21 protein-coding genes and 1 tRNA gene are annotated in these 22,087 nt (G+C 39.8%); 15 read left to right on the top strand and 7 right to left on the bottom strand.

Annotation, left to right across the window (positions count from 1 at the left end; genetic code table 11):
* The first annotated feature begins 3 nt into the window (after positions 1 to 3).
* The 3 genes from A9P82_RS08120 to A9P82_RS08110 are packed head-to-tail and all read left to right on the top strand — an operon-like array spanning position 4 to position 1,542.
* Entirely contained in the window at positions 4 to 573 is a 570-nt protein-coding gene (locus A9P82_RS08120; RefSeq protein WP_066206520.1) for an NUDIX hydrolase, read from the top strand.
* A gap of 12 nt (positions 574 to 585) precedes the next feature.
* Entirely contained in the window at positions 586 to 978 is a 393-nt protein-coding gene (locus A9P82_RS08115; protein ID WP_066206517.1) for a hypothetical protein, read from the top strand.
* A gap of 3 nt (positions 979 to 981) precedes the next feature.
* Positions 982 to 1,542: an AAA family ATPase gene (locus A9P82_RS08110; protein WP_231891125.1), complete on the top strand. Its 561-nt coding sequence runs from the start codon at positions 982 to 984 to the stop codon at positions 1,540 to 1,542.
* A 23-nt stretch (positions 1,543 to 1,565) separates the two neighbouring features.
* Here A9P82_RS08110 and A9P82_RS08105 read toward each other — a convergent pair whose 3' ends face one another.
* Positions 1,566 to 2,579, bottom strand: a complete 1,014-nt coding sequence (locus A9P82_RS08105; RefSeq protein WP_066206514.1) for a cytochrome d ubiquinol oxidase subunit II — start codon at positions 2,577 to 2,579, stop codon at positions 1,566 to 1,568.
* Position 2,580: 1 nt separating this feature from the next.
* Positions 2,581 to 3,909 carry a cytochrome ubiquinol oxidase subunit I gene (locus A9P82_RS08100; protein WP_066206511.1) on the bottom strand — a complete coding sequence of 443 codons (1,329 nt, stop codon included), beginning with the start codon at positions 3,907 to 3,909 and terminating at the stop codon, positions 2,581 to 2,583.
* A 260-nt stretch (positions 3,910 to 4,169) separates the two neighbouring features.
* Between A9P82_RS08100 and rplS the strand changes: the two genes are divergently transcribed.
* Complete coding sequence (gene rplS / locus A9P82_RS08095) at positions 4,170 to 4,520, top strand: 50S ribosomal protein L19 (RefSeq protein WP_066206508.1); 351 nt, start codon at positions 4,170 to 4,172, stop codon at positions 4,518 to 4,520.
* 73 nt (positions 4,521 to 4,593) lie between these two features.
* Here rplS and rfbD read toward each other — a convergent pair whose 3' ends face one another.
* Both rfbD and A9P82_RS08085 read right to left on the bottom strand, forming a co-directional pair.
* On the bottom strand, positions 4,594 to 5,463 hold the full coding sequence (gene rfbD, locus A9P82_RS08090; RefSeq protein WP_066206505.1) for a dTDP-4-dehydrorhamnose reductase: 870 nt from the start codon (positions 5,461 to 5,463) through the stop codon (positions 4,594 to 4,596).
* 1 nt (position 5,464) lies between these two features.
* A complete protein-coding gene (locus tag A9P82_RS08085) occupies positions 5,465 to 6,589 on the bottom strand; it encodes a DegT/DnrJ/EryC1/StrS family aminotransferase (protein ID WP_066206502.1) in 1,125 nt (374 codons plus the stop codon).
* Positions 6,590 to 6,700: 111 nt separating this feature from the next.
* On the opposite strand from A9P82_RS08085, the gene A9P82_RS08080 reads away from it, so the two are divergent.
* A tRNA-Arg gene (locus A9P82_RS08080) sits at positions 6,701 to 6,774 on the top strand.
* Between the two features lie 215 nt (positions 6,775 to 6,989).
* Entirely contained in the window at positions 6,990 to 8,561 is a 1,572-nt protein-coding gene (locus A9P82_RS08075; RefSeq protein WP_066206500.1) for a site-specific integrase, read from the top strand.
* A gap of 63 nt (positions 8,562 to 8,624) precedes the next feature.
* On the opposite strand, the gene A9P82_RS08070 is transcribed toward A9P82_RS08075, so the two are convergent.
* Genes A9P82_RS08070 through dinB form a run of 3 tightly spaced genes read right to left on the bottom strand, consistent with a single transcriptional unit; the run spans position 8,625 to position 14,124 of the window.
* Complete coding sequence (locus A9P82_RS08070) at positions 8,625 to 10,016, bottom strand: exonuclease domain-containing protein (RefSeq protein ID WP_066206498.1); 1,392 nt, start codon at positions 10,014 to 10,016, stop codon at positions 8,625 to 8,627.
* Between the two features lie 10 nt (positions 10,017 to 10,026).
* The gene (locus A9P82_RS08065; RefSeq protein WP_066206495.1) at positions 10,027 to 12,963 is read right to left on the bottom strand and encodes a DNA polymerase III subunit alpha; all 2,937 of its coding nucleotides are present in this window, start codon (positions 12,961 to 12,963) and stop codon (positions 10,027 to 10,029) included.
* Positions 12,964 to 12,966: 3 nt separating this feature from the next.
* Complete coding sequence (dinB, locus tag A9P82_RS08060; protein ID WP_066206487.1) at positions 12,967 to 14,124, bottom strand: DNA polymerase IV; 1,158 nt, start codon at positions 14,122 to 14,124, stop codon at positions 12,967 to 12,969.
* Between the two features lie 263 nt (positions 14,125 to 14,387).
* On the opposite strand from dinB, the gene A9P82_RS08055 reads away from it, so the two are divergent.
* The 9 genes from A9P82_RS08055 to mobC all read left to right on the top strand — a co-directional run bounded on the left by A9P82_RS08055 (position 14,388) and on the right by mobC (position 21,835).
* Positions 14,388 to 14,723: a helix-turn-helix domain-containing protein gene (locus tag A9P82_RS08055; RefSeq protein WP_066206484.1), complete on the top strand. Its 336-nt coding sequence runs from the start codon at positions 14,388 to 14,390 to the stop codon at positions 14,721 to 14,723.
* Complete coding sequence (locus tag A9P82_RS08050; protein WP_066206482.1) at positions 14,720 to 15,013, top strand: hypothetical protein; 294 nt, start codon at positions 14,720 to 14,722, stop codon at positions 15,011 to 15,013. Before A9P82_RS08055 ends, A9P82_RS08050 begins: the two co-directional genes overlap by 4 nt.
* Positions 15,003 to 15,977 (top strand): AAA family ATPase, encoded by a 975-nt coding sequence (locus A9P82_RS08045; protein WP_066206479.1) that lies wholly within the window; start codon positions 15,003 to 15,005, stop codon positions 15,975 to 15,977. Before A9P82_RS08050 ends, A9P82_RS08045 begins: the two co-directional genes overlap by 11 nt.
* A gap of 111 nt (positions 15,978 to 16,088) precedes the next feature.
* Complete coding sequence (locus A9P82_RS15775) at positions 16,089 to 16,223, top strand: hypothetical protein (RefSeq protein ID WP_255363920.1); 135 nt, start codon at positions 16,089 to 16,091, stop codon at positions 16,221 to 16,223.
* Positions 16,224 to 16,250: 27 nt separating this feature from the next.
* Positions 16,251 to 16,718, top strand: coding sequence for a hypothetical protein (locus tag A9P82_RS08035; RefSeq protein WP_066206472.1), 468 nt, complete (start codon positions 16,251 to 16,253; stop codon positions 16,716 to 16,718).
* A 2-nt stretch (positions 16,719 to 16,720) separates the two neighbouring features.
* A complete protein-coding gene (locus A9P82_RS08030) occupies positions 16,721 to 17,710 on the top strand; it encodes a CHC2 zinc finger domain-containing protein (RefSeq protein WP_066206470.1) in 990 nt (329 codons plus the stop codon).
* 259 nt (positions 17,711 to 17,969) lie between these two features.
* On the top strand, positions 17,970 to 18,359 hold the full coding sequence (locus tag A9P82_RS08025) for a plasmid mobilization protein (protein WP_066206468.1): 390 nt from the start codon (positions 17,970 to 17,972) through the stop codon (positions 18,357 to 18,359).
* The gene (locus A9P82_RS08020) at positions 18,344 to 19,825 is read left to right on the top strand and encodes a relaxase/mobilization nuclease domain-containing protein (protein WP_066206465.1); all 1,482 of its coding nucleotides are present in this window, start codon (positions 18,344 to 18,346) and stop codon (positions 19,823 to 19,825) included. Before A9P82_RS08025 ends, A9P82_RS08020 begins: the two co-directional genes overlap by 16 nt.
* Before the next feature lie 21 nt (positions 19,826 to 19,846).
* On the top strand, positions 19,847 to 21,835 hold the full coding sequence (gene mobC, locus A9P82_RS08015; protein WP_066206462.1) for a conjugal transfer protein MobC: 1,989 nt from the start codon (positions 19,847 to 19,849) through the stop codon (positions 21,833 to 21,835).
* The last annotated feature ends 252 nt before the right edge of the window (positions 21,836 to 22,087 follow it).

Genomic DNA, 22,087 nt, shown 5'->3' with positions numbered 1-22,087 from the left:
TTTATGACCGACGAACAATTAAAATGGAAGACACTTTCATCTGAATATCTTTTTAAAGACACATGGCTTACCGCGCGAAAAGACCGCTGCGAGCGGGCTGACGGCAAAATCATCGACCCGTATTATGTGTTTGAATTTCCCGAATGGGTTACGGCTTTTGCCGTTACCGAAGACGATAAAATTTTGATGGTAAAGCAATACCGCCATGCGTTGGGCGAGGTAGGCATTGAGTTGCCGGGCGGTTGTGTGGATGAAACCGATGCAACTTTTGAAGATGCCATTCGCCGCGAGTTGCTGGAAGAAACGGGCTTTGCTTTTGAGAGCGTTCATGCGTTGGGACGAACGTCCGCAAATCCTTCGACCAACAGTAATTTGATGCATATGTTTGTGGCAACAGGCGGCAAAAAAATACAAGGACAGAACCTTGACGATAACGAAGAAATTGAAGTATTAGAATACAGTTTTGAAGAATTGTTTCAATTGTTGGACGAAAAAAGAATTGTACAGGCAATGCACATTACCACCATTTTTTATGCGCTGCGTTATTTGGATAAATTAAATTTTAAACCATAAAAAAATAAACAAATGAAAACTTTAATCATGCTTCTCATTATGCTTTGCGCGGCTTTTTCGCTTTCGGCGCAGCAGACAGACAGTTTGAATCTGGCAAACACAAAGTGGAGCGGCACTGTTTATGCCGGACAAGATATAGACGCATCTTTTAGTTTTACAAAAGATACACTTTCATTGTTGGACGAAAGCGGAGAAATGATTGAGCAAATGACCTACAAACTAAATGCGGATACCCTTATGCTGAAGAAAATACAAGGTGGAAGCCCTTGTGGCAATGAAGCGGGTGTTTATAAAATCATAATAAAAGACAACAAGCTGTCTTTTATTATGATACAGGACGAATGCGGCGCACGTAAAGCTGCTTTTGAAAATCCATACACGCTTGTCGAACTGAAAAAAGATTAAATATTGTTGAAAAAAATAGTTGTTATTGGTCCCGAAAGTACAGGAAAGTCAAGTCTTTGCGAAGCATTGGCAAATCATTTTCATACGATATGGTGCAAAGAATATGCGCGTGAATATTTATTGAAAAATGGAACAGATTATACATTCGACAATCTTCTTGAAATAGCAAAAGGACAGATTGCATTGGAAGACGATTGTATAAAAAAAATAGAAAACAAAAATCCGGCAACGGACAACAGGCAACAAACAACAGAGAATATTTTGTTCATCGACACCGATATGTATGTGATGAAAGTTTGGTGTGAGTATGTTTTCGGTAATTGCCATTCATTTATCTTGCAACAAATTGTAGAAAGAAAATACGATTTGTACTTACTTTGTAATACTGATTTGCCGTGGGTTCGCGACGAGCTGCGCGAATATCCCGATGAAAAAAACCGCAAGGAGTTATTTCAAATTTATCTGGATATTTTAATCAATCAAAACGTCCCTTTTAAAATTGTAAGCGGAGAAGGCAATGAAAGACTGCAGTCTGCAATTGATGCCGTTCGCAGCTTTATATAAACAGCAAGAGTCATTGAAATAATTTACTCATTTTCCAACAACGGCTTCTTAAAACTATACATCAAATAAAACAGCGCCGGTAGAATAAAAATACTCCCGCCAAGCAGCGCAACTGCCAATGACTGTATGGTTTTTTTATCGCCATGATTGTCCAGTAAAGACAATGTTGAACCGTCTCTAAGTAAAACAATATTGGGAAAGTGCGGATACGTAATCGCCAGCAAAATCATCGTAACCTGAAAGCCCGCAAGCAGCCTGAGAATTTTTGTTTTGCCTTTAAGCAATAAATACCAAAGCAAGACCAGCGATAAAAGCGCGGTTATTATGGCTGTTAAACTTATTGCATTACCGAATATCCATTTAGTCAGAGGAATTTTTTCGAGCCATGCAATGATAAATACCAACGTACCGAAAATGATTGCAAAAATATTGGCACTTCTTGCTTTGATTGTAAATCTTCTTCTGTCTTTATCGTTTTTTACTTCGCCGACTAAAAAAACGGCAGCCAGAAATGCACAAATAGCAACCGTGAAAAGTCCAATTGCGACGTTAAACCAGTCAAGCCAACTAAAAATATAGGCATGAACGAAATCGGTCGCTTGTGTGTCAATTGTTCCGGAAACTGAACTGCCGGCAATAATGCCGAGAAACAAAGGCGTAATCAGGCTCGACCATGTGAAAATTCTGTTATACAAAATTTGCATATCGTCCACAACGGCATCATAATGACGAAAAGAGAAAGCTGTTCCTCTTGCGATAATACCTAATAACATTATCATTAAAGGAATGTGGAGGTAAACAGACATTTCGGAATAAATTACTGGAAAACCCACAAATAAAATTACAATGGCAATAATCAGCCACATATGATTCGCTTCCCAAATCGGTCCTATAGCGCGGTACATTGTGCGCCGCGTTCTTCCCTTGTTTTGTTCTCTTGTAAAAAGTTCCAGAATGCCCGCACCGAAATCTGCTCCACCAAAAAGAAGATACAGCCATATCGACATCCATAAAAAAGCAATTACAACGTACAACATTTTACACTGATTTATTTTCTAAAGGAATATCATACAACTTGCCTACCATTTTTATTTGCCGGTACAACATAAACGCAACAATGAATGACAGCGACAAATACACTGCGGTAAACACATAAAAAGTAACGGCAATTCCGGGCATCGGCGTTACTGCATCTTTAGTACGCATAATGCCGTAAATAATCCATGGTTGCCGTCCTACTTCCGTAACCGTCCAGCCGGCTTCTACCGCGATAAATCCAATTGGTGTAGCGTACGCAAAAAGTTTCAGCAGCCAGCGCTTGTTGCGCCAGCTTTTCTTTTTCAGAACAATAATAAAATACAGCACGGCAATCACAGCCATGAGCATTCCAAAGCCAACCATTATCTGAAACGCATAATGTGTAACGGGAACCGGTGGACGATTTTTGGCAGGGATTTCGTCCATACCTTTTATTGTTGCATTGAAATTATCGTAAGCCAGAAAACTTAAAAGTTTAGGCAATCGAATGGCATACTTTACCTGTTGTGCAGAATCATTCGGAATGCCGCCAATCAATAACGGAACACCGCTTTCGGTATGATAAACAGCTTCCATTGCTGCAAGTTTCGGTGGTTGCAGTTTTGCCACATTTTTTGCAGAAATATCGCCGCTTAGAGGTTGTAACAGCGCGGCGATTCCCGCGAATACCACGGCAATTTTGAACGCTGCCGTATGAAATTGTATGTTTTTCTTTTTCAAAATCATCCAGGCATGAACGCCCGCAACAGCAAAGCCGGTAGCTGACACTGCTGCAATGCACATGTGGAGGGCTTCCGAAAACCACGCAGCGTTAAACATCGCTTTTATCGGGTCGATATTCAGATATTGTCCATTGACAAAATCGAACCCGGAAGGGCTGTTCATCCACGCATTTGCTGCCACTACGAGAATGCCGGAAATAATGCCGCTGATGCCGACAAGCAATCCTGTAAACCAATGAAACCATTTATTGAATTTGTCCCAACCATACAAAAAGAATCCCAAAAAAATGGCTTCGATAAAAAATGCCGTCCCTTCCAGTGAAAACGGCATACCGAAAATTGGTCCCGCGTGTTTCATAAATTCAGGGAAAAGCAATCCTAATTCAAACGACAAGACTGTTCCGGAAACCGCACCTGTAGCGAAAAAAATAGCAACGCCTTTGCTCCATGCTTTGGTTACATTTTTATACACAACATTCCCTGTCTTCAGCCAGTAAAAATGCGCCACTGCCATAAAAAACGGCATTACCATTCCGATACAGGAAAACACAATGTGAAATGCAAGTGAGAGCGCCATTTGTGAGCGTGCAGCCATAAAATCATCCATAGCAAATGTATTTAAAGATGAACTTCAGAAGCAGCACAAAGGTAGTTGAAGAAGTAATGCGTAGTGTGGTGTTTTTTATGGAAATTTAAGAAATAACAAGATAAAAAACAGAGGGTGTAAACAATATTATCTCTGTTTCTTTGCAAATTCAAATAGGGGCAGAATAACCGCAAGCAGCGATTAGCTTTTATAATCTTCAAAATTATTTTGTCAAATAAATTTTAACCCATACCTTTGCAGTCCTTAAAAACTTTTAAGCTATGCAAATCGCAGTAAAATATGTTCAGGAACAATTAACCGCTCAAAAGGAATTTCCGAAATTTAAAGCGGGCGACAATGTTACTGTAAATTATAAAATCGTTGAAGGCGGTAAAGAACGTATCCAAAGCTTCCGCGGTGATGTTTTGAAAATTCAGGGTACCGGCGCTACGACTTCTTTTACTGTTCGTAAAATTTCCAACAGTATAGGTGTCGAAAGAACTTTTCCCGTATCTTCTCCTAACATTGATTCTATCGAATTGAACAAGGTAGGTAAAGTACGTCGTGCAAAATTGTTCTACCTTCGTGAACGCAGCGGTAAAAGCGCAAGAATTAAAGAAAAGCGTTTTTAAGAACAGCTTTTCTTTTGATAAAATAAAGCTATTTAAAAGACCGTTCCAAACGGTCTTTTTTCGTTGTGTATAATCAAGCTGTCGGCTGCATATATTTAAAGCATTCCCGTAAACTGTCTTTCCAGTTTTTGATTTCAATGGAATAATCATTAATAATTTTTGACTTATCCAATACGGAATAATGCGGACGTTTTGCCGGCGTAGGATATGCCGAAGTGGGAATTGCATGAATCGTGCAGGTCGATGCTGCCAGTTTTTTAATTTCGACTGCAAAATCGAACCATGAAATGATGCCGTTGTTTGTAAAATGATAAATGCCGTATTGCTTTTTCTCCGAAGCGAGAATTTTGCAAATGACAACCGCCAAATCCTTTGCATAAGTAGGTGTTCCAAGCTGGTCGTTTACGACACTCATCTCACTTCTTTCGTTCATCAGGCGCAGCATGGTTTTGACAAAATTTTTCCCGAAACTACTGTACACCCAGGCTGTGCGGATGATAATTGTTTTCTCGTTGTTTTCTAAAGCTAATTTCTCGCCTAGTAATTTAGTTTGCCCATAAAAATTTACCGGATTCGTTGTTTCATCGGCTTTATAAGGGATTTTTGCGTTTCCGTCAAAAACATAGTCGGTAGAAATGTGAACCAATGTTGTGTTGTATTGATTGCATAATTCGGCAATATAGCCAACATTTATTCCATTGATTTTTTCTGCCAAATCCCTTTCTGTTTCAGCTTTGTCCACCAAAGTATATGCGCCGCAATTAATAAAATAATCCGGCTGATATTGCTGAAATGCAGCATTGATAGATATTTCGGACGATAAATCCAATTCTTCTTTTCCTAAAAAAATAAATTTGAATTGCGGGTAAGACATGAAAACGGAGAGTAATTCGCTACCCAATTGTCCGTTTTTTCCTGAAACTAAAATTATAGGTTGTTCCATTTTATTTACAATATTCTAAAACATTATCCGTAATAAATTTCAATTGTTCTTCATCCATTTCGGTGTGAATGGGCAAAGAAATTACTCTCTCCGTAAGCCGGTCTGTTGCAGGCAATTCATACTGAATATTATATTTTTCAAACATTTGCTGCTTGTGTCCCGGAACGGGATAATATATCATTGCAGGAATATTTTTTTCGGCAAGAAATGCCTGTAAGCCGTTTCTGTCCACATTTTCCAAAACCAATGTATATTGATGAAACACGTGATTGCTGTATGGTGCACGCGCCGGTGTTTGAATTTTAGGATGATTGGCAAATGCTGTGTCGTAATAATCTGCAACTACATTTCGTGCTGCAATGTAATTGTCCAGTTCTTTCAGTTTGATGTTGAGTATGGCAGCTTGCATTGTATCCAACCGAGAATTGCAGCCGACTATTTCATGGTAGTATCTTTTTGCAGAACCATGCGAAGCAATGATTTTCATCTTTGCTGCCAGTTCATCACTATTGGTAAATATTGCACCGCCGTCGCCATAAGCGCCAAGGTTTTTCGACGGGAAAAAAGAAGTCGTTCCAATCGTTCCGATAGTTCCGGTTTTCTTTTTCGTTCCGTTACTAAAAGTTACGTTGCAGCCGATTGCCTGTGCGTTGTCTTCAATCACGGGAATATTATATTCGGCAGCCAGGGACATGAGCGCTTCCATATTTACAGCCTGACCGTACAAATGAACAGGCACAATAGCTTTGGTTTTTGGTGTAATTGATTTTCGTACATCTTCGATGTCCATACAAAATGTATCCTTATCCACGTCCACAAATACAGGCGTTAAGCCAAGTAGTGCAACTACTTCCGTAGTCGCGATAAATGTAAAGGAAGGTGTAATCACTTCATCGCCGGGTTGCAAATCAAGCGCCATCAGCGCAATTTGTAAAGCATCGGTGCCGTTGGCACAGGGAATGACGTGTTTCACATTCAGGTATTCGGATAAATTATTGCAAAAATCCTGAACAGGTTTCCCGTTGATAAATGCCGCACTTTCCATTACATCCATTACGGCTTTATCTATTTGGGTTTTAAGTTTTTGGTATTGGTTTTTCAAATCCACCATTTGTATCGCGCGCATAGCTTTATTTTTTTGTGTCGCAAAAGTACACCAATTTTGAAGTGCAAGATTTGAAAATTACATTTTGGCAGGTAAAATATAAACCGCTATTTTTGCACGCAATTCACGAACGGCTCGGTAGCTCAGCTGGATAGAGCAACAGCCTTCTAAGCTGTGGGTCATTGGTTCGAATCCAATCCGAGTCACAAACGTGCGATAAATTTCGCGCGTTTTTTTGTGCCAATGCACTAACCACCTGCATTTCAACGAAAAAAGCGATATATTTCATTTCATACGAATTCATCCTGCGCGGGTACCTATTCGGGTACCTATATGGGTTCCTACCTTAGACGGTACCCACGAAAAAAGTCCAACTGAAACTTTTAAGGGGCTTCATTCTTAACACTCAAAAAGTTTCAAGATGAATGTCAGACAAAATCTATTCATTCTTTTCTATCTTAAAAGAGCGAAAACGACAAGGGATAACAAAATTCCTATCTATGTACGCATTACCATTGATGGTCTTAGCGATGAGATTTCAACGGGCTGTAAAGTATTCAGCAATGATTGGGACAACAAAAACAAAACTGTCAAATCTTCAGCACCTGATGCCAAAGCTATCAATAAGAAAATCCGGCAGATAACAACAGATATTGAACGGCATTTCGACCTCATGGTTGCCAAGTATGGTATTGTAACTCCCACAATGGTCAAAGCCTCTTACAGCACTCCGATTAATGGGGAAAAACAACGGCAGGAAAAAAAGGAGAATCTTGCTTTTGGTCTTAAAATAGACAGCATCATCAATGAATACCTGTTATATCACAAAAAAGTACAAAAAGCAGAAAAAAACGATAACGGTAAAGAAGATACTATTTACGATTTACTCAATGAAGAAAAGAAAATGCTGATTGAAAAAATCGAAGAATTGGCAAAAGAGTCTAAACCAATATTTGATAATAAAGAACGGGCAAAAACTTTGCTGTTGGTTATTGACGATTTCCTGCTTAATTTTTTACAATTGGTTACGGTAGGACAACGCTCTGCTAATACTTTGGAGAAGTTAATAGGAAGAAAACGGCGCTATGCAGATTTTATGCAATACCGTTATAAGAAAGATGATTTTTATTTGACAGAACTGGATTATAATTTTATTTCAGAACTGTATAACCATTTAATTATTTATTATAAAATATGCGCCAATACTGCGACCAAATATTGTCAATTCCTTAAAGAGATGATGGATAGAGCTGTTGCTAAATTATGGGTTGGAGCAAATGTGTTTTCCATCTTTAAATGCAAGTATGAAGAACCGGAACATAATTGGCTATCTATGGAAACCGCCATTGATTTAATAAAATACAAATTTGAAGATGAAGACTTGAATGAGATTCGGGATATTTATATTTTCCAAAGCTTTTGCGGTTTGTCATATCAAGAGCTATATAATTTGGATGCATCTGACGTTATCATTGGAATCGATGGAGATAAATGGATTGATAAAAATCGTGGCAAAACAGGTGTTAATGAACCGGTACCGCTACTACCAATTTGTTTAGAAATATTGGAACGTTATGGTAGTCATCCTCTTTGCCAAAGAAGAAGAAAATTACTGCCTGTTCCGACCAACCAACATTATAACCGATGCTTAAAACTAATAGCAAAAGAGCGCGGCATACAGATTATTCTTAGAACGCATAGAGCGAGATATTTTTTTGCTAATGAGGTTACCTATAATAACGGTGTACCTCTTAAGACGATAGGCAAAATGCTTGGACAGAAATCTATAAAAACCACTGAAGTCTATGTTCGGGCAAATAAAAGAAACATCAGCGAAAACATGGAGATGGTAAAAGAAAAACTCTTTAACGAAAATGGTTCTTTGAAAGATTTAGAAAAAGAACAAGCAAAAAATATTACGCCAATGTGGAATAACGGTTCCGTGAACTATGTATCGTTTTCTTACACTGTAAAACAAACTTCAAAAGAATAAATACAGAAAGGACTTTTGTCCTTTCTGTATTTCGGAAGTTTCTTGCTAACCGGCTTCTATAATTCACATCGATTCACGAATAGCTATGTTATTTGTTTTATACACCTTCTTCGGATATTTACACATAAATGAAATAATCAATTGCATGATGTAATGGTTTCCTTGATAACGTGTAAGTGAATCTTTAATATCTTCCATCGAATTAATATCCGCCGAATTATCAATATACCCCATGCCGTAGAAATTACCCTGCTCTACCCAAATGCAGCTTTTCTCATTGCCGGTACGTCCTTTATCCACAATGTAAAAGCCTGGCATATCTTCTTTCAGATAAGACAAGGCTTGCCTCACTTTTTCGTTATAAATTTCCGGCGGCTGATTGGCAGTACACAACAAATCATTTTTCTTGTCAATGAGTTCACACAGCTCGCAACTGCTTAGGCGGCATAAAGAAGCGCATAATCCGAAACGCCTTGTCAATTCTTTCAGTTTATTCATGCCGCCTTCTCTGGTTGTAAAAACCTGCACAGGCAGATGGCTTTTGTTATACTTACCGATGAATAACCGTTGATAGCCCTGCAAATCTTCATAGACAAACAACCCGAATTTAGGGTCATACTTTTTTAAAGCGCGGTTGTATTTGGGATAGATGCGCTTGATTTCCAAAGCCTCTAAAATAAACGCCATTAATTCTGTTCCGCAAACTTCATGAGTAATCGAAAAAATCTCCCGTAAAAAGTTCTGCCGTTGCGGGTTGGGATTATGTCCCGTAAAATGCTGTGCGACGCGCTTGCGCAGGTCTTTTGCCTTGCCTACATAAATCACTTTACCTTTGCTGTCCCGGAAATAATACACGCCCGGTTTGCTCGGCAAAGCTTCAAAATCTTCTTTGGGCAGGTTGGGCGGGAGTTGTTGTTCTTTACTTCCTTTTTTGAGCATCGCTTGGATAATACCTTCATTGTCCCATTCCAATAATTTAGAAAACAACGTAACTGCTGCATCCACGTCGCCGCCTGCACGATGCCTGTTCTCAATTATGATACCTAAATCATTGCACAAATTACCTAAGCTGTATGAACGCAAGCCCGGCTTGATTTTTCTTGCCATGCGCACCGTACATAATTTTGGTGCAGCATAAACGTAGCCTGCATCTTCCAAATGATATTTCAAAAACGAGTAATCAAAATTGACATTATGCGCCACAAACACGCGCCCTTGTAACATTGCAAAAACATCTTTTGCAATATCCTCAAATGCAGGGCTGTCGCAGACCATCTCATAATCGATACCCGTAAGCGCAGTGATATATAGCGGGATATTATGACTTGGTTTGACTAATGTTTCATAACTGTCAATAACACTATTGCCATCAAATATGCGGATGGCGATTTCGGTAATGCCACTTCCCGAAGCATAACCGCCGGTGGTTTCTATATCAACGATAGCATATTCCATTCAATAATTTTTAAACGCTTCGCGGGTCGGGTTTTAAAGGCATCTTGGCGCATTTCTCAGCTTCAATCATCGGGCAGCCAAAGTCCAGCACGACTCTTCCCTGAATTAAATAAACACCGTTGCCCTGTAAAGGATATTGCTTTAACTGATTCGGAAAATGTACCGTGTCTATAAAATCGCCGTTGTGGTCAAAGAAAGTCCCGAACTTCATACGTTGTCCGTTCTTGGCGCGGACATCTTTATCGCAAATAAAATCCCCGACGATACGCACCGTTTCGCCTTCCAAGTTCGGTAAGTCTTTCGCCGTTGCTGTTCCCTTATAATCGCTTCTCGTTAAATCAAACATCGTTGCTGATACAGGGAAACCAATGAGTTCAATCTCGTCATAAATATCTTCGAGCAAAGAGCTTTCGAGTTTGGGCAGCACAGGTTTTTTGGCGTCATTCTCAAACAAGTTGTGTTCGGGCTTTTGGTCTTTGTTGCCGCTTAATAAAAGATGCGCTTCCCATAGCAATTCTTTTTTTCCTGTGCCTGTAAAACGTAGCGCACCGCAACGGATTAAAACGATAACCTGCTCCAAACCCGCGCCTGTACGCAGGATAAAATTTTCAAGGCTTATATAATCGCCGTGCCGTTTTCTTTCTTCGGGGATGTGTTTGGCTAAATTGTTTTCTACATTCAGCAGGCAATCAAATCCCAAGTAAATATCCTTGCCTTCAATGGTCGTATTGTAAATGCTTTTATTGACACAAGGTAAACAGATATTCGCGCCTGCCCGCTTTGCTTCATTGGCATATACTTTTCGGTTGTAAAAGCCTCCGTAGTTGTTTAAGACGGCGACCATAAACTCCAAAGGATAATAGTTTTTCAGATAAAGGCTTTGGTAGCTTTCTACGGCAAAACTCGCGCTGTGCGCCTTGTTAAAAGAATAGCCTGCGAAACTTTCCATCTGCCGCCATATCTCTTTGCTTGTGGCTTCGGGATAATTTTTTTGTTTGCAGTTATTGAAAAATTTATCCCTGATTTCCTGCAACTTTTCGGGGTTGCGGCTTTTACCGCTCATCATGCGCCTCAATACATCAGCATCGGCTAAATCCAGCCCGCCGTAATGATGCCCGATTTTCATCACGTCCTCTTGGTACACCATGACACCGTAAGTATCTTCCAACTGCTCTTTAAAAACAGGATGCGGATAAACCGCTTTGCTCGGATCGTGGTGCCGTTCGATGTAGGCGCGCATCATTCCGCTGCTGGCAACGCCCGGACGGATAATAGAGCTTGCTGCTACCAGCGTTAAATAGTTATCGCATTGCAATTTGGTCAGCAACTGTCGCATCGCGGGGCTTTCTATGTAAAAACAACCGATAGAATTAGCGGACTTTAATTGCTGCGCAATTTTTTCATCTTTGAAAAAACGGTGCGGGTTATCGGTGGAAACCGTTTCGCCTCTGTTTTGTTTGATAATTTTCCGGCAGTCTCTGATATGTCCGATACCGCGTTGAGAAAGAATATCAAACTTTTCAAAACCGATGTCTTCGGCAACATACATATCAAACTGTGCGGTGGGTAGCCCCTTTGGTGGATAGTCCAAAGCGCAATAATTCGTGAGCGGTAATTCTGAAATAAGTACCCCCGATGCGTGAATGGTTCTTTGATTGGGAAAATCTGCCATCTGGTTATAGACGGACAGTATCATGTTCGTCACCTCGTTCTTGTTGAGCATGTGTTCCGGCTCGTGTATCATTCTGTCAATTTCCGCTTTGGGCAAGCCATAGACTTTGCCGAGTTCGCGGATGATACTCCTTGAACGAAAGGTACTCATCGCACCCATCAAGGCGACGTTTCCTTTTGGGTAACGCCTAAAAATATAGTCGTATATATCATCTCTTTCGTTCCATGAAAAATCAATATCAAAATCCGGCGGCGTTTTACGCTTGGGATTTAAGAAGCGTTCGAAGTAGAGATTTAATGTAATGGGGTCAACATCGGTAATGCCCAAACAATAAGCCACGATACTATTGGCTCCGCTGCCTCTGCCTACATAATGATATTGCTTTGAACGGGCATACTTACATATATCATCCGTGATTAAAAAATAAGCAGAAAAATTTAAGCTGTCGATGATATCTAATTCTTTCATCACGCGCTCTTGCGCAATCTTATCATTTTTTGCGTAACGGTTGGCAAAGCCATCCATCGTGTATTTGTACAACAAATTTTTATCGTCATACCTGTTGCCTGTAAACGTTTTTTTGTTTTTGACTTCTTTAAAATCAACATCAAACGAGCATTGCTGTAATAGCTTATGCGTATTACTGATGAGCTGAGGAAAATCTTTGTATCGTTGCAATAAATCAACTTTCGGAAGCATAACTTCATCCGGCTGTGCTATTTGTTGCTGTTGCAATTGAGAAATCAAAATATTGTTATCAATCGCTCTTAATTGCTTGTGTAATTGATAATCTTTTTGATGAAAAGAAACCGTTTGCAGTACCACATAACGTTCATAATGCGATGCAGGTTCGGTAACAATTTTATTAAGACGGTTCGCTTTGATGCCGATATATTCATTTTCTTTCAGTTCACTTGGTCGTATTTTACCATAAGGGTAAACAATAAACGCATGGTGCAGTTCAGGGGCAATATTTGGTAAAGGAATATTTTCCCGCTTTGCTTTTGTCATCAAATCATTTAACTCTTTAAACCCCTGTTGATTTTTGGCAATGCCGATATAGAGCAATTCATTGCCGTTGCGGAACTCCATACCTGCAATGCCGTGCAGTCCTTTTTCTTTCGTCAGCCGGATAAAATCCAATACGGCGGAACTATTGTTGATGTCAGTCAGTACGGCGCTCTCATAACCGCATAGCATCATATCTTCTACTATTCGCTCGAGGCTTAATGTACCGTATCGCAGGCTGTAATAACTATGAACATTCAATAGCATAATTTAGACGGTTTTGCTTTGATAAAAACAAGCAGCGCGCATGACTTTATCCTGCCCGAAACGCATCCGTATTTTATCCATTGCCTGCATTAGGTTCAAATCTTCCTGTACATCATTGAAGAGGTCTATTTGGTAAGCGCCTGCCACGAGGTCGCTGAATTTAATACCGATAAGCCTTATCAACATTCTTTTTGAATACAATTTTTGGAACAAATCCAGGGCTTTTTCCGACAAGGTTTTTTCTGAACAGGTATAGCTTATTTTCATTTGCTTGGTAAAAGTTTCAAAATTGGAATAGCGAATTTTCAGCGTAATGCAGCCTGTTACTTTATTTTCCTTCCGTAAATCAAAAGATAGTTCGTCCACCATTTTAGCAATCACACGTTTCAACAAAACCATATCAATGGTGTCGCGTTCAAATGTATTTTCTTTACTCATGCTCTTTTGCTCGTGATAAGGCAATACCAATGAATTATCGATGCCATTGGCTTTGCGCCATATGGTTACGCCATTTTCTCCCAATACTCTATGAATGGTGTCCACATTCATTTCCTGCAAGGTTTGGATTTTAGAAATGCCCATGTTCCGCAACTGCGTATAAGTCTTTGCGCCAACCATCGGTATTTTACGGATAGACAAAGGCGCAAGGAATGGTTTTTCCGTTCCCGTATCTACCCGTTTTTCGTTACAAGGTTTGGCTTCGCCTGTGGCAATTTTGGAAACGGTTTTATTGACGGATAAACCAAATGAAATCGGCAGGTGCGTTTCTTTTATAATCTTTTGCCGTAATTCCTGCGCCCATTTCCAACAGCCGAAGAATTTATCCATGCCGGTAATGTCCAAATAGTGTTCGTCAATGCTTGCCTTCTCTACAACCGGCGTTCTTTCTTCGATAATCTCTGTTACCATACGGGAAAATCTGCTGTACTCGTCATGGTCGCCGCGAACGACAATTGCCTGCGGGCAAAGCTGTCTTGCCAAGCGCATGGGCATGGCGGAATGCACGCCGAACTTTCTTGCCTCGTAAGAGCAGGAAGCGACAACGGCTCTGTCGGAAAAGCCGCCAACGAGTACGGGTTTGCCGTTCAGGTCTTTGTTCAAGAGCCTTTCTACCGAAACAAAAAAAGTGTCCAGGTCGCAATGAATAATCTGACGTTCCATAAAAACGATTGGAATTTTGCAGCACAATGTTACTAATTATTTTAGTATATAAAACTAATATATTTAGTTGTAAGATGTAATTGCCTGAAAAAGAATTTATCAGATTGCATTCAATGAAATAATATTCTCATTAACCGAATATAATTTAGGTCAATGCGATTCATTACGAACCAATTTTCGAAAAAATAATACAGTAGTATATAGTTGCTTGTGAAACGCCGTGTTTTGCTTCACACACTTTTGTTGTTCAAAACAATTAAACCATGAGCAACAAAAATCAAAAGCCGCTATCGGCAATCACTCCGATAAGAAGAGACCAATTGGTTACGCTCGGCGACCTTGTCGATTTTAAAGCCGAGCTGTTACAAGATTTAAAAAGCATCCATAAAGAGCAGGCAAGTTCAAGCAGTAAGCAATGGCTTAAAAGCTATGAAGTACGCAAACTGTTGGGCATCTCTCCCGGTACATTGCAAACATTGCGGGACAACCGTACATTACCTTTTACTCGCATCGGCAATGTGATATTTTATAACGTAGAAGACATCCATTCTATGATGAACAAATTTAAAAACACACTTATTCAAAATCTAAAGTCATGAAAAAAGAAAACAGAAAAAATGATGTCTGCACTTCAGCTATACCGCCTGATTTAAAATTCGTCAAAATATATTTTTCTCAAAAAGGATTGCCCGAAGCAATGGCTATCACTTTTTATAATCATTACAAATCGAAAAAATGGAAGACGCAGCGTGGTTGCCCGGTCAAAAACTGGATGACGGCAGCCAACCAATGGATTTGGAATAACAGACCTAATAAACCTTTGACGCTGGCAATTAAACTGAATATCCAATTTCCCGATAACATTCCATTGTTCTATCATGGCGACTAAAAAAATAACGGAACAGGTCAGCTTCTATGCACGCCCTACACTCACATCCATGCAGCGTTTGGCAGAAGAAGGCAAAGATATTCCCGATATGAAATTGCTCTTCGGCAATTTCATTCCCGAAGACTGTCTGATACATTTTCCGTCGCCTCGTGGTGTCGGCAAAAGTTGGTTGTGTATGCAACTGTGCATTGCCATTGCAGGGGAATGGGACAGCTATTTGGGCGAAGTAATTAATCATCACGGCAACACACTTTATCTCAACAACGAATTGAGTGAAAGAATTATCAAGCGCAGGGCAAACCGATTATTAAGCAATGTTCCGTTACCGGTTAAAGACAATTTTAAAGCAATGGCTTATACCACAAGGAATAATCTTTTGGATGATTTACCCAACATCATTCAAATCATTCAGAAACTCAATCCCGTGCTGATTGTGATTGATAATTTACGCATGGCATTTACAAATGTGGACACCAATAACAACCGTGAAATCACACGGCTCATGTTTACGTTACTCGCTTTGTGTCAAAGTTCCAAGACTTCCATTGTGGTTACAGACCACTTCAGAAAACACACAACATCCCTGTTAAGTGAAAGTGATTTGCAAACGGGAAGCGGCGTGAAAACAGATTTAGTCGACGGCGATTTTTTTCTTCGGCGCAGTTGTCAGGATAAAAATTTACGCATTCTCAAACGCGGCAAATCCCGCCATTTTGAAGAAGCCGAGCAGTCGAAACTTTTAAAAATGAATCCTTACACGATGTGGTTTGAGTTGAAAGAGGAACAAGTCAATGAAGCGGAACACGTGGGCATTCATCAAATACGGGATAAAGAAGAACAAAAAGATATTGCTGTTGCACTTCGTAAATCGGGCAAGTCTTTTGATGAAATCGCCCGCATTCTGAACAAAGGTAAAGGCACCATTCATCGCTGGTTATCGCCGGGCGACAACAAAGAAACATAATGTTCCTTTTTATGCTCGTCGTTCCATTTTTTATGTGCAGATATGGAACGGGAAAACAGGTATCAATCAGTTGTAAATCAAAAAATTAATTTTTTAAAACGGAACGAAAAATTGAAAAACGGAACAAAAACGGAACGCTGGCGCGCTCAAACCGGAACGGAACGGCAAATGCTGTTTAAATGTTTTACAATCAAAGAATTAGCATTTTCCGGTGGAACAAAAACGGAACGACCGGAACGATTTTGAAATTTTCAACCTTTAAAATAATCAATCATGCCGCAACAGTTACGGGAATTACCCATGATAAAATTCGGCGAAGAAGAATTTTATATTGATACAAAGCTCAATGAATTACGCCAGAAAGATGCGCCGCATAACCGGATTTTTTTCAATGACATGACGGAGATTTTTGACGATTCATCACTGCTTTGTTACGACAAACACACAAAGAATGTGTATCGTTATTACGATGAGAGCAAGCCTTTACCCGAACATATTTTAATTCTTCGCCTGCCGCCGATTCGGTTTCTTGACCCCGTTGGATTGGCTCTTTGGGCAAAGCTGGAAGAAGACACGTTCATCAGAAAAGGACATAAATTCTTCGCTGTTTCGGACAAAAAAATCAAACATCACTACAGCATCAAAGAACCTATTGAACGGGTTTTGCCGACGTTCGGTAGCTATGATGAGAACATCAGAGAAAACAAATTTAACCACAACATTCATCGCAAAAGAAGATAACCATGAACAGTAATTTCAACTTTAAAGAAGCAAAAGCCCGTATTCGTATTATTCCTTATTTGGCAAGTCTGGGACATCATCCGGCTGCACAAAGAGGCAATGATATTTGGTTTCATTCGCCTTTTCATGAAGAAAAAACACCGTCGTTTAAAGTCAATGACAAGCACCGGATTTGGTATGACCATTCACTCGACATCGGCGGGGATTTGATTGACTTGGGCATCAAAATTCACGGATGCAGCCATGCAGAATTGCTGCAAAAGTTCAAAGATTTTGTTGTATTTCCAAGGCAACAAGTTGAAAAAAACGAACGCATCTTTTTGAGAAATGCAACAGAAAATACAGTTGCGCCTGACGATAAAAAAATCAAAATCGTTGCAGAGCGACCTGTCTTTAAATTCTATCTGAAGTCTTATTTAAGAGAGCGTTGCATCCCGCTTGACCTTGCCAATCAATACCTGAAAGAAGTTGATTTTCTGAATAAGAGTGTAGCGGGCAATGAAAGGATTTATACCGCGTTGGGGTTCAAAAATGATAAAGGCGGCTATGAATTACGCTCCAAGAATTTCAAGAGCAGCAGCGCACCGAAAGCAACAACACTTATTCCAAACCTGTCATCAAAAGAAGCAAGACAGCAACCCAAGCGTAAACAATCCATCGCTGTTATTGAAGGGTTCTTTAGTTTTTTATCGTTTCAGTTGTTGCATTTTCACAACCGGATTGATGCACCTGTTCCAGATAATTTTTTGGTATTAAACTCGCTTTCATTTTTAAGAAGTTCATTCGATGTATTGGATGCGTTCGGTAACAAAATGATGTTGCTTGACAACGATACACGCGGCAAGTCCGCGACAGCCGAAGCATTGGTACATGGCAACAATTACAAAGATTATAGTCATATATACAGCGAAGCCAAAGACTTAAATGCGTTATTGGTTTCTCTACATAATCCTTTGGAGCAAATACCGGAAAACATGAAAATCCACAGATAGCAACAATTGACTTTTTCTTTTTTCAACAGCTTCAACAGGCTTATAGCCCCTACCCTGCTAACATTATTAAAGGTCTTAAAAGACGGCTATTCGGGAGCATTGACCTTGCGCGGGCAACGAGCAAGATGAACGTTTGTCTACAAACGAATCTTGCGCTTCTTCCAAAGTCAGAAGCGATGGTTTACAAATGCCTCGCAACTCGGCATTCGCATTTTGAATTTTTGAAATCGTTTTTTGAATAAACCTTAAATACAATTTTATGAAACCTCACGATAAACTTCCTTACAGAATAGAAACAAGAATAGACGAGCAAAAGTTTCTGGAGCTGCAAAGCAAGCTGAAAAATTCGCAGTACAGAAGCATGAGCGAACTGCTGCGCGATATTGTTTACTATAAGAAGATTGTAGTCGTTACACATGATAAAAGTTTGGACAAGGTAATGGAGCGGTTATCAGCCATCCGTTCTGAATTGCACGCTATCGGCGTGAACATTAACCAGATTACACGATACTTCAACAGTGAGGGCAGCCCGACAAAAAAAGTATATCACTCCATGCAGACAGCTTCTTTATTTGAAAGTGTCGGCAAAAAAGTCGATGAATTATATCCCCTCATTACAGAACTTGGTAAAAAATGGTTGCAAAAATAATGACAGGCAAAAGCATTAAAGGCGCGTTGAATTACAACGAAAAGAAAGTATCAGAAGGAAAAGCAGCACTGTTGGATGCGGTGGGTTTTCCTGCGGCAGATGAGATGCTATTTTCCGAAAAGCTGTCGCGTTTTCAACGGCTTACAGAACAAAATACGCGCACCATAGTCAATACAGTGCATATCTCTTTAAACTTTGATGCTTCGGAAAAATTGAGCAAAGAAACGCTGCTTGCCATTACAGATGCTTATATAGGAGGAATCGGTTTCGCAGGACAGCCTTATCTGTTGTACCAACATTTTGATGCTGCGCATCCGCATCTGCACATCGTTACGACAAATATTAAAGACGGCGGCGAGCGTATTTCCCTGCACCATCTCGGAATAGAAAAGTCAGAAACAGCCAGAAAAGAAATCGAGAAATTATTCGGGCTTGTTGTTGCCGACGGCAGGAAAAAATCGCAAAACGAAGCCTTGAAACCTATTGTAGAAAAAGTAATTTACGGAAAATCGGAAACCAAAGCGGCGGTATCCAATGTTGTTCGGGCAATTGTCCGTGATTACAAGTTCACGTCGTTGCAGGAGTTCAATACACTTTTGGAGCGGTACAACGTGACAGCTTATCGCGGTGAAGAAGGTTCGAAAATGTTCGACAAAAAAGGGTTGAGCTATTTTGTTTTGGATGCTGCGAGGAAGAAAATTGGCGTGCCGATTAAAGCGAGTTCTATCTATACAAAGCCGACATTTTCTAATCTTGAAAAACTGTTTGATACCAATAAAAACGAGCGGTTGCGTTTCAAAGAACCGTTGAAGAATACAATTGACAAAGTATTGCAATCCAAATTTATTCCTACAAAAGAAGCGTTCAAAAGTGAGTTGGAAAAGAGAAATATTGACGTGGTGTTTCATCAAAACGAAACAATGGTTTACGGCATCACTTTCATTGACCATAACACTAAAACCGTTTTCAACGGCAGTGATTTGGGCAAAGCATATAGTGCCAAACGATTGATGGAACGCATCGGCATGGGGGGATTGGCAGAACAAAAAGAACGCAAAGAAAACAAAGAATTTGTCGAAAAGGTTTTATCGGAAACCGATTATACCAGAGGTATCTCCCACGCGATTGCATCGCTTTATGCACAGGGATTAAGGATTCATGTGGTTTCAGATGAAGAAGAGAACCTGCATTATGCTTTTGGGAAACAACAAACAGAAGAACACAATTTTGTACCGGCTGACAGAAAATTTGATGCATGGTTCAGAAACAAAAATATCTCCGCTTCCGTCGTAGAGAAGTTGAACGAAGAAGTTGAAAGGCATACAGAAAATTCCGTTCCCCTTGTTTCTTTTGTTCAGCACTTTACCAATTTTCTCAAAGAAGTGTTGACGGACACACCCAATATACCGTCGTTTTCCATGAACACAGACCCTAAGAAAAAGAAAAAACGTAAACCCAATTGGTAATCCCTTTTAAAACCAATCAATATGAGTACAGGAGAAAATGAACAAGGGCTTCGCTCCATTATGGACTTAACAAGGCTTGTCAGCATTGCTGTTCTGCTGATACATTTTTATGTTTATTGCCATGTTGCTTTTGAGTATTGGCATTTAACGGCAGGCATCGTGGATAAGCTGATGCTGAACTTCAACAAGCTTCCGGCATTCCAAAAAGTATGGAAAGTAAAGGTGTCTGTTCTTGGTTTGCTTGCTGTTTTTTTAGCAGGCGTCAAAGGCAGGAAAGACGAAAAGATTTCTATAAAAACAGCATTGGCATATTTAATTCCGGGCATGATTCTATTCTTTGTTGCAGATATTTTATTATATGCTCAAGGCGATGTTGTGCGTTTAGCTTTGTTTTATATGGGCATGACAAGCATCGGCTATCTGCTAACCCTTACAGGCGGTGCTTACCTTTCCCGCATATTAAAAGTGAAGCTTGCCAAGGATATTTTCAACTTGGAAAATGAAACTTTTCCGCAGGAAGAAAGGTTATTGGAAAACGAGTTTAGCGTAAACCTTCCGGCAAAATATAACCTGAAAGGTAAGGTGCATGATATGTGGTTAAATATCATCAACGCTGCAAGGTTGTGTATTATTATCGGAAGTCCGGGCGCGGGAAAAACATTCTTTCTCGTCCGTGAAATCATCAAGCAAACTATTGAGAAAAAGCAATTCAGCGCGTTAATTTATGATTTTAAATATGATGACCTGGCGAAGATTGCTTATAACTCCTGGCTGAAGTCCAAGCACCTTTATACTAAAACACCGGGCTTTTTTATCATCAATTTTGACGAGCCGGTTCATCGTTGTAACCCCCTGGAACCGGCACTGATGAATGATATTACCGATGCTTCGGAAAGTGCAAGAACGATTTTATTGGGCTTAAATATGGATTGGATAAAAAAGCAGGGCGACTTCTTTGTGGAAAGCCCTATCAACTTTACGACAGCGATAATCTGGTATCTGAAAAAATACAAAGACGGCATTTATTGCACATTGCCTCACGCCATCGAAATGATGCAGATGAATTATACGGAACTTTTTCCCGTGTTGGCAAGCGAACCCGAAATTGAAGTCCTCGTCAATCCTTTTATAACGGCTTTTCAAAATAAAGCAATGGAGCAATTAGAAGGGCAAACAGCTTCGGCAAAAATTGCTTTGGCACGCTTGTCATCGCCGCTCTTGTATTATGTTTTAAGCGGCAATGATTTTTCTTTGGACATTAATAATCCGGATGACCCGAAGATTGTTGTATTGGCAAATAATCCAGAAAAGACACAAATCTATGGGGCGGTTGTATCTTTATATCTTACACGCTTGTTCAGGATTTTACCGAAAAAGGGCAAAATGAAATCCGTTATCATCGCTGATGAATTTTCTTCGATTTTTGCCAATGGTATCGAGAACTTTTTAGCAATTGCTCGGGGTTATAAAATCAATACATATCTGGCAATCCAGAATTTGCAACAGTTGCGGAAAAACTATGGAAAAGAACAGGCGGATGTGTTGTTTGCACTGGCAGGAAATATCTTCTGCGGGCAGGCAACGGGCGAAACGGCTAAAGAAGTTTCTGAAACGATTGGTAAAATTGTACAGACGAGAGAGAGTATTTCTATTAATGCGAATGATACGTCACTTAGTAAGTCCACACAATTGGATTTAGCGGTACCGCCTGCGAAAATTGCTAAATTAAGCTCCGGCGAGTTTGTGGGTGTGTTGGCAGATAATCCTAACCAGCAATTGAGCCAGAAAGCATTTCATTGTACGATTCAGAATAACCCCGATGCAATTAATGTGGAAGAAGTTGCCTATAAAAGCATTCCTAAACGCAAGGTGGAAAATATCGTTATTCAGAATAACTTTATCCAGATTAAGAACGATATAATTCGTCTTATCGATGAAGAAATGGAAAAAATTAGGAGTAATCCGAAGTTGTCCTATCTGTTGATGAATAACAAACCACCAAACAAATAATATTCAACCATTATATGCAGAGGACATTATTAAACACAAAATTTTTAGGTATAAAATGTTTTTTCTTATCAATTATTGCTTTTTGGAAGTATAGTGAAAACTTTAAAATTGGAAAACCCGCCGATCTTAACCCCCATATTCCGGGGGATACTTTCAGTGGGATTTACAGCGGGTTGATAAGTACAGCTGCATTAAAGGTTAACGACAATTCTCAAATTTACGAAAGCTGTATTTTATTTTATTGACGGAAAA

The organism is Arachidicoccus sp. BS20 (assembly GCF_001659705.1).
Taxonomy (GTDB): domain Bacteria; phylum Bacteroidota; class Bacteroidia; order Chitinophagales; family Chitinophagaceae; genus Arachidicoccus.
The sequence above is the reverse complement of the archived record's forward strand: the minus strand, read 5'-3'. Positions and strand labels throughout refer to the sequence as shown.

What these genes read in the sequence shown, in the direction of transcription:
- A9P82_RS08120 (WP_066206520.1), top strand. Translation starts at nt 4, where the DNA reads ATGACCGACGAACAATTAAAATGGAAGACACTTTCATCTGAATATCTT.
- A9P82_RS08115 (WP_066206517.1), top strand. Translation starts at nt 586, where the DNA reads ATGAAAACTTTAATCATGCTTCTCATTATGCTTTGCGCGGCTTTTTCG.
- A9P82_RS08105 (WP_066206514.1), bottom strand. Translation starts at nt 2,579, where the DNA reads ATGTTGTACGTTGTAATTGCTTTTTTATGGATGTCGATATGGCTGTAT.
- A9P82_RS08100 (WP_066206511.1), bottom strand. Translation starts at nt 3,909, where the DNA reads ATGGATGATTTTATGGCTGCACGCTCACAAATGGCGCTCTCACTTGCA.
- rplS (WP_066206508.1), top strand. Translation starts at nt 4,170, where the DNA reads ATGCAAATCGCAGTAAAATATGTTCAGGAACAATTAACCGCTCAAAAG.
- rfbD (WP_066206505.1), bottom strand. Translation starts at nt 5,463, where the DNA reads ATGGAACAACCTATAATTTTAGTTTCAGGAAAAAACGGACAATTGGGT.
- A9P82_RS08085 (WP_066206502.1), bottom strand. Translation starts at nt 6,589, where the DNA reads ATGCGCGCGATACAAATGGTGGATTTGAAAAACCAATACCAAAAACTT.
- A9P82_RS08075 (WP_066206500.1), top strand. Translation starts at nt 6,990, where the DNA reads ATGAATGTCAGACAAAATCTATTCATTCTTTTCTATCTTAAAAGAGCG.
- A9P82_RS08070 (WP_066206498.1), bottom strand. Translation starts at nt 10,016, where the DNA reads ATGGAATATGCTATCGTTGATATAGAAACCACCGGCGGTTATGCTTCG.
- A9P82_RS08065 (WP_066206495.1), bottom strand. Translation starts at nt 12,963, where the DNA reads ATGCTATTGAATGTTCATAGTTATTACAGCCTGCGATACGGTACATTA.
- dinB (WP_066206487.1), bottom strand. Translation starts at nt 14,124, where the DNA reads ATGGAACGTCAGATTATTCATTGCGACCTGGACACTTTTTTTGTTTCG.
- A9P82_RS08055 (WP_066206484.1), top strand. Translation starts at nt 14,388, where the DNA reads ATGAGCAACAAAAATCAAAAGCCGCTATCGGCAATCACTCCGATAAGA.
- A9P82_RS08050 (WP_066206482.1), top strand. Translation starts at nt 14,720, where the DNA reads ATGAAAAAAGAAAACAGAAAAAATGATGTCTGCACTTCAGCTATACCG.
- A9P82_RS08045 (WP_066206479.1), top strand. Translation starts at nt 15,003, where the DNA reads ATGGCGACTAAAAAAATAACGGAACAGGTCAGCTTCTATGCACGCCCT.
- A9P82_RS08035 (WP_066206472.1), top strand. Translation starts at nt 16,251, where the DNA reads ATGCCGCAACAGTTACGGGAATTACCCATGATAAAATTCGGCGAAGAA.
- A9P82_RS08030 (WP_066206470.1), top strand. Translation starts at nt 16,721, where the DNA reads ATGAACAGTAATTTCAACTTTAAAGAAGCAAAAGCCCGTATTCGTATT.
- A9P82_RS08025 (WP_066206468.1), top strand. Translation starts at nt 17,970, where the DNA reads ATGAAACCTCACGATAAACTTCCTTACAGAATAGAAACAAGAATAGAC.
- A9P82_RS08020 (WP_066206465.1), top strand. Translation starts at nt 18,344, where the DNA reads ATGGTTGCAAAAATAATGACAGGCAAAAGCATTAAAGGCGCGTTGAAT.
- mobC (WP_066206462.1), top strand. Translation starts at nt 19,847, where the DNA reads ATGAGTACAGGAGAAAATGAACAAGGGCTTCGCTCCATTATGGACTTA.